We start from the raw sequence: 4,956 nt of genomic DNA, 5'->3' as shown, positions 1-4,956 counted from the left end.
GCTGATGGCGGGCTGCGTCTGGCCGAGGCGCAGCGCGGCCTGCGTGACGCTGCGCTCGGTCAGCAGCGTTTGCAGGACGCGGATCAGCCAGATGTCGAGTGAATCGGTGGCGGAACCGCTGGAGTCGGCGGAATTGGCTGGATCGTTCATTGAGCGAGGCCTTCGGACGGGCCCTGGGCGTGGTGTTGCATAGCAATTCGCGGCGGGACAGAGACGCGTTGTGCACGCCGGATCGAAGATGCACTACGTTAAGCCCGGCCGTATCCGTACGCCATAGCGTGTGCGCTATGCATGGCATAGGGGCCCGGCCGCCAACCGGCGCGGGCGAGCACCCCGGTTACCCCGATCGCCCGGGCTGCTTCACATTTCCGGCGCGGTCCTCGGCAAAGTACTGATTCGCTGGACTTCCTTGCCCTCCAGCCAGTTCGGCGAACGGGCGACATACAACACCATCGGCAGCGTGTCTTCGCCCCAGAACAACTGCTCGTTCACCACGAAGGTCGGCACGCCGAACACGCCGAGTTCGATCGCACGCTCGACATTCGCCCGCAGCGTCGCCTTGACGTCCTCGCTTTCGATCATTTTCGCGCCGTCGGGCAGGCCCACGTGCTGGCAGAGATCGTCGAAACCCTGTTCGCTCGACGGATCGCGGCCTTCCTTCCAGATGAACCGGAAAATCTCGCGGATACAGCCAATCTCCCCGCCCGCCGCCACGGCCAGACGCAGCGCCTTGCTGGAATCGAAGGGATGCGACGGCGGCATTTTGAACGGAATGCCCAGCTGTTCGGCGCGAAAGAGCGCGTATCGGTACATAAACACGCGCTTTGACGGAATATTGCCCGGCATCGGCTGGCCCCAGTGCTTGAGGAGCTTCAGATAGTCGACAGGCAGCACTTCGAACGGCATGTTCGGCCACTTATCATGCTGTTCGAGCAGCAGATACGAAAAGGGGGAATTGAAGTCGAAGAAAAAGTACGGCTGATGCGGATCGATGGAAGGCGAGGCGCTCATATGAATCTCCCTGGTGCGTTGCTCGTCGCGGTATCCGTAATTCGGGCTACCGTCGTTTCTTCTTTCGATATTACGTGGTGTGCTGAACGCTGTCTGCCTGAGCATCGAGTGCGGCGGCCTGCGCGATGGTCAGCCGCTGCCGCACAAAGCCGATATGTTCGCGCAGCACATAGAACTGGTCGGCATAGGCGAGCGGCATCTTCATCTGATTGACTGTGTTCTCAATGTTGTCAATGCGCTCGATCAGCGCCTCGCGCTGGGCGGGTTCCGGATCAGACATCGCTTCCCGTTCAATCCCGATGAGCGCGCCGTAGATCTTGTAGATCCGCGATTTCACGCGCCACCGGTACAGGCTCGGCACGAGCCGCAAGCCCGGAATCAGCACCACGATGATCGGCACCAGCAGCACGATCACGCGATCGGCGAGGCTCGCGATCCAGAACGGCAGCGTCCGGTACAGGAAGCCTTTGCCCGATTTGTAATAGCGTTCGGCGTCCGTGCTGATGGGAAACTCATGCTGGAGCGGCGCGGGGAATTCGTTGGCCGATTGCATCAGGTTTGCGCGGCCGTGGACCTCCTTCGCTGCTTCGATCAACAGGTCGGACAGCGCCGGATGCAGCCCGTCGCGGGCGATCAGCTCGGCCGTCGGCGCGATCAGCCGGATGGTATGCGGCGGCACGTTCTTCGCGAGATCGAAGGCGCCCATCGGGAATTCGATCACCTTGAGGTACGGAAAGCGGCGCGCGTAGGCGTCGGCCTGGGTGAAATCGAAGAAACGGATGCCGGGCGTGCGAAACAGCTTGCCCATGGTCGGCGGCTGCGCGGAGTCCCCGGTGAGAAACGCCGCGTCAATACTTCCATTCGTCAGTGCCTCGGCCGCGGCGTCGCCCCCCAGCGGCAGCAATTCGGTGTCTCCGCCTGGCTCGATGCCATTCGCCTTCAGCACTGCCAGCGCGAGCGCGCGCGTGCCGCTGCCTTCGCTGCTGATGGCGAGCCGCTTGCCCTTCATTTCCGAGAGCCGGGTGAGCGCCGGTCCACGATAAAACACCGCCAGCGGCACATACGCCACGCTACCGAGCGAGACCAGGTTGTCATGCTTGTCCGTGGCGCCTGGCGCCGACATGCCGCCCTGCACGAAACCGACATCGACGTTCACATTCGGATTCTCAAGCTTTTGCAGGTTGTCGAGCGAGCCTTGCGACTCCAGCACGTTCAGCGTGACGCCATTGCGCGCGAGAATCTTCTTGTACTGCTGCGCGTTGTTCCAGAACGAACTGCCCTTGGTTCCCGCCGACATCGTCAGCGTGTTGGGCGGCGCGGGCTGGATCAGGCGCACGGCGAGATAGATCGCGGCCGCGCTGATCAGCAGGATCGGCCCGAAAGAGACTGCGAGGTCACGCCACGAAATCGCGACGAAACGCGCCATCGTCGGAGCGATGCGCCGCGTGCGGGGTTTCTTCGGAGTGTCTGGAGCGGGAGGTTGTTGGCCAGGAGGTTGGGTCATTGTCGGGTTCGATGGAGCGGGGACCTGCGTTGACGCAAAACCGTTAAAGCAGCGGAATATCTAAGCGGGAAACAGCAAAGGGAAAACCCTCATACCTGCTAAATCATCAAACAAAATAACGATGGGTGAAAACGCGCCAGGTTCTACGCATTAAGCTTTTTGCTACGCGTTAAGCCTTTTATTCAGTACCGGTGGTAAAAATAACCCTGCGCTTCTGCGCCGAAACGTTCACCATTACAAACGCTGCCCACGCTTTGTTTCATTTTTCGCCGATGGTACATGATCGCCAACGCCGTTGGATCATGAGCAGGCCTTAAGCCTGTATGACAATACGGAGAAGTACGGGCAAGTGCGCGCTTCATCGTGTTAAATGCTTTGCGCTTCTCGCGAGCCTGGATTAAATTGACGTTCGCCGCCGTAGAACCAGCATCCGCGCCGCCTAACCGGCATTCGGAGAAATGCTCCGAGCAGAACCGGCCGCGTCGCACGATGTGCAGCAGCTTATGTCGTGAGCCAACGGAATGACACTCGTACTAAAACGGCCGGACATTTGTTTTTTTCGCCAGTCTCTCGCAACACCGTGTCGCCAGCATCGCCGGTCTGTTTATTTGTGTCGTGCATGTGTCGATCGTCAGATCTTCGTTTGTCCGCCAGATCGCAAGATGTCGTAGCCAAGCCGCTGGGTTGATGCGGTCCAAAAGAAGCACAAGAAGTAACACTTTGCGAAGTCCAAAGCGAAACAAAAGGAGAAGTCATGAAAGTAGTCGATATGTTGAAGGCGATGAGCGTCGTGGTGTGCGTCGCAGTGGCGTCGAGCGCCTATGCTCAATCAAGTGATGCCATGGCCACGACGGACGCAGCGTCGGCAAAGGCCACGTCCAAGACCACCAAGAAGGTCAACCGCAAGCTCGGCCTTGATGTGCGGCGTGCATTGAGTAAGGCACAGGGCATCGACGTGTCGAACATCTTCGTGCGCGCACGCGGCGGTGCAGTCACGCTGACGGGCTCGGTGCCGGACGGCGCGCAGATTCCGAAGGCGGAAGAAGTGGCCAAGGGCGTGCCCGGCGTGACGTCGGTGACGAACAAGCTTGGCCTGGCCGCACCGAACGGTGGAGGCTGATGCGTTCTTGAGCCTTGGACTGCGGCGCGTCGTTGCAGCGTTTGAGCAGCGTGCGACGCGGTTTCGTCCAGCGGTTTGAATAACGGGTTCCGGTGCTTCGCACCGGAACCCGTTTTACCTTGTGGGTCCTGGTCCGGGTTTTGCGACGTGCGGGTTTTGCGACGTACATCGAATGAAGCACACCGAATAAAAACAAATGGTGGAGACAGACGATGAAACGACTCTCAGAAGCCATGGTGCTTGCCCTGGCCATGGCGGCGCTCGGCCTCGCAGCCTGTCACGGCGACGATAACAACAACGGCTCGCAGACCAACTCGCTGCCAAGCTTCATCTCGGGCAGCGTACGCACGCAAACCTACGACGGTTCGAGCGACGACCTGCTGACAGCGGGGCTGGGCAAGACCGGGCTGGCATCGGCGACACCGCCCGGCATTGCCAACGCAGCCGCGCCGAGCGCCGCTGAATTGAGGCGCCTCGCGATCTATTCGAACTATCGTGCGCTCGTCGATATGTCCGCCAATGGCGGCTACGGGCGCTTCTGGGGGCCGAACGTCGATCTGAACGGCAACGACACGCTCGGCGAGGGGAAGATCGCCGGCAAGGAATATCTCGCATTCGCCGACGACGGCAGCGGCAAGCTCAACGTGAGTTTGCTCGTGCAGATTCCAACAAGCTTCAACCCGGACCAGCCGTGCATTGTCACGGCGACTTCGTCGGGCTCGCGCGGCGTGTACGGGGCGATATCGGCGGCGGGCGAATGGGGCTTGAAACGCGGCTGCGCGGTCGCTTATACCGACAAAGGCAGTGGCAACGGTGCGCACGAATTGTCGACGAACACGGTGACGCTCATCGACGGCACGTTGGTCAACGCAACCGCTGCCGGCAAGACCAGCGTATTCACAGCGAACCTCGGCGCGACCGATCTCGCTACGTTCAACACGCAATTCCCGAATCGCTACGCGTTCAAGCACGCGCACTCGCAGCAGAATCCGGAGAAAAACTGGGGCACGAATACGCTGCAGGCGATCCAGTTCGCGTACTGGGCGCTCAACGATACCTACGGCCCGCTTGACGGCAGCACGCGCAAGACGCGCTATAACCGGGGCGACGTGACAACCATCGCGGCGTCGGTGAGCAACGGCGGCGGCGCGTCGCTCGCGGCGGCCGAGCAGGACACGCAAGGGTGGATCACGGCGGTGGTGGTCGGTGAGCCGCAGATCAACCTGCGCGTGCCGTCGCAGGTTTCGGTGAGCCAGGGCGGCGTGCCGGTGGCGTCGTTCGGCCGGCCGCTTGCCGACTACATGACGCTCGCGAACCTGTT

4 protein-coding genes and 1 pseudogene are annotated in these 4,956 nt (G+C 61.0%); 2 read left to right on the top strand and 3 right to left on the bottom strand.

Features of this window, described 5'->3' with window-relative positions:
* The 3 genes and pseudogenes from EOS_RS46940 to EOS_RS02765 form a co-directional block, all read right to left on the bottom strand.
* Positions 1-150, bottom strand: a pseudogene (locus EOS_RS46940) (LysR family transcriptional regulator); the annotation flags it as partial.
* 210 nt (positions 151-360) lie between these two features.
* On the bottom strand, positions 361-1,011 hold the full coding sequence (locus tag EOS_RS02770) for a 2-hydroxychromene-2-carboxylate isomerase (RefSeq protein ID WP_047845083.1): 651 nt from the start codon (positions 1,009-1,011) through the stop codon (positions 361-363).
* 70 nt (positions 1,012-1,081) lie between these two features.
* Complete coding sequence (locus EOS_RS02765; protein ID WP_047845082.1) at positions 1,082-2,515, bottom strand: TAXI family TRAP transporter solute-binding subunit; 1,434 nt, start codon at positions 2,513-2,515, stop codon at positions 1,082-1,084.
* 754 nt (positions 2,516-3,269) lie between these two features.
* Between EOS_RS02765 and EOS_RS02760 the strand changes: the two genes are divergently transcribed.
* Together EOS_RS02760 and EOS_RS02755 are read left to right on the top strand one after the other, a co-directional pair.
* Complete coding sequence (locus tag EOS_RS02760) at positions 3,270-3,635, top strand: BON domain-containing protein (RefSeq protein ID WP_047845081.1); 366 nt, start codon at positions 3,270-3,272, stop codon at positions 3,633-3,635.
* A 212-nt stretch (positions 3,636-3,847) separates the two neighbouring features.
* Positions 3,848-4,956, top strand: a 1,109-nt coding sequence (locus tag EOS_RS02755) for a 3-hydroxybutyrate oligomer hydrolase family protein (RefSeq protein ID WP_047845080.1), incomplete at its 3' end; no start/stop codon positions are given.

Origin of the sequence: Caballeronia mineralivorans PML1(12), assembly GCF_001028175.1 — a bacterium.
Taxonomy (GTDB): domain Bacteria; phylum Pseudomonadota; class Gammaproteobacteria; order Burkholderiales; family Burkholderiaceae; genus Caballeronia; species Caballeronia mineralivorans.
The sequence above is the reverse complement of the archived record's forward strand: the minus strand, read 5'-3'. Positions and strand labels throughout refer to the sequence as shown.

Bases quoted from the DNA above. Each gene is read 5' to 3' on its own strand.
- EOS_RS02760 (WP_047845081.1), top strand. From the start codon at position 3,270: ATGAAAGTAGTCGATATGTTGAAGGCGATGAGCGTCGTGGTGTGCGTC.
- EOS_RS02770 (WP_047845083.1), bottom strand. From the start codon at position 1,011: ATGAGCGCCTCGCCTTCCATCGATCCGCATCAGCCGTACTTTTTCTTC.
- EOS_RS02765 (WP_047845082.1), bottom strand. From the start codon at position 2,515: ATGACCCAACCTCCTGGCCAACAACCTCCCGCTCCAGACACTCCGAAG.